At 68.7% G+C, this 246-nt stretch carries 1 protein-coding gene; it reads left to right on the forward strand.

Going from position 1 to position 246, the window contains the following annotated elements:
- Window positions 1-139 precede the first annotated feature (139 nt).
- The coding region (gene tnpB / locus U8525_RS34730) for an IS66 family insertion sequence element accessory protein TnpB (RefSeq protein WP_374271011.1) at window positions 140-246 on the forward strand (107 nt) is incomplete at its 3' end.

Here is a 246-nt window from a genome sequence, read left to right on the forward strand (position 1 = left end):
CGCGTCCCGCCGCGGCCTCGAGTACGGGAGTACGGCAGGTGGTGCTGGTGTCGCCAGGAGGCTGGCGCGTCGAAGGGCTGAGCGTGGAGAGCGCCGCGCAGCTATTGGAGAAGCTGGAGTGCTGACGCTGACGCGCGCGGTGCGTGTCTTCGCATACGCAGCCCCGGTGGACATGCGCCGGGGTTTCGATGGGTTGAGCGCCCTCGTCGAGCAGCAGTTGGGGCAGCAGTTGCTCAAGGGCGACGT

This window comes from Corallococcus sp. RDP092CA, assembly GCF_041903675.1.
Taxonomy (GTDB): domain Bacteria; phylum Myxococcota; class Myxococcia; order Myxococcales; family Myxococcaceae; genus Corallococcus.